Origin of the sequence: Bradyrhizobium sp. 142 (assembly GCF_023074015.1) — a bacterium.
GTDB lineage: Bacteria > Pseudomonadota > Alphaproteobacteria > Rhizobiales > Xanthobacteraceae > Bradyrhizobium.
Map to the genome: position 1 here is coordinate 1 of NZ_JADPKQ010000352.1, position 863 is coordinate 863.

Genomic DNA, 863 nt, shown 5'->3' on the forward strand with positions numbered 1-863 from the left:
ACACCGCAACACTCACTACCGGGCGCCCGCTACGGCTTACCCGGACCGGACTTCCACCGGTTGGACCGCGCCAGCTTGCCTGGCGCACAAGCAATCCAGAGTCCCTCCGCAGATGCATTTCTGGGTTGCTTCGCTGTGCTCGCAACGACGATGTGGAGACGCCGTTCGCCTCTTCCGGGCGCGGCGGGAACGCTCTAATCTCGCTCCATGTCCGCACCTGAAATCAGGCCCACGACCGAGGCCGACCTTCCCGCCATCACCGCCATCTACGAGCATGCGGTCCGCCACGGCACCGCGACCTTCGAGCTGGAGCCGCCCGACCTCGCCGAGATGACGCGCCGCTATCGCGCGCTGATCGACGGCGGCTATCCCTATTTCGTCGCCATGCTCGACGGGCGCGTCGCCGGCTATGCCTATGCCGGCGCCTACCGGCCCCGGCCGGCCTATCGTTTCACGGTCGAGAACTCGATCTATCTCGATCCGTCCTTCCACCGGCGCGGCATCGGGCTGTTGTTGCTGGAGCGGCTGACCATCGAGTGCGAGGCGCGCGGGTTCCGTCAGATGATCGCGGTCATCGGCGATTCCGCCAATGCCGGCTCGATCGGCGTTCACACCAAGGGCGGCTTCAAGATGATCGGCACCCATCCCAGCGTCGGGCTGAAGTTCGGCCGCTGGCTCGATACAGTGATGATGCAGCGCGATCTTGGGGAAGGCGCGAGCACGGTACCGGGGATGTAGGGCTTTCGTAGCCCGGATGGAGCGCAGAGGCTGGGCAAGAATTCGGTTTGCCCTTTGTACCGGGCTTTATTGGAAGACCGGGTGAATTTTAGCTCGGAGATGCGGCGTGAGGGTTTGTAGCGTGC

General features: G+C 64.4%; 1 protein-coding gene. It reads left to right on the top strand.

What is annotated here, in order from left to right; genetic code table 11:
- Positions 1-207: 207 nt before the first annotated feature.
- A complete protein-coding gene (locus IVA82_RS32950) occupies positions 208-738 on the top strand; it encodes a GNAT family N-acetyltransferase (protein ID WP_247388790.1) in 531 nt (176 codons plus the stop codon).
- Positions 739-863 lie beyond the last annotated feature (125 nt).

Coding starts and splice junctions, on each gene's coding strand:
- IVA82_RS32950 (WP_247388790.1), top strand. CDS start 208: ATGTCCGCACCTGAAATCAGGCCCACGACCGAGGCCGACCTTCCCGCC.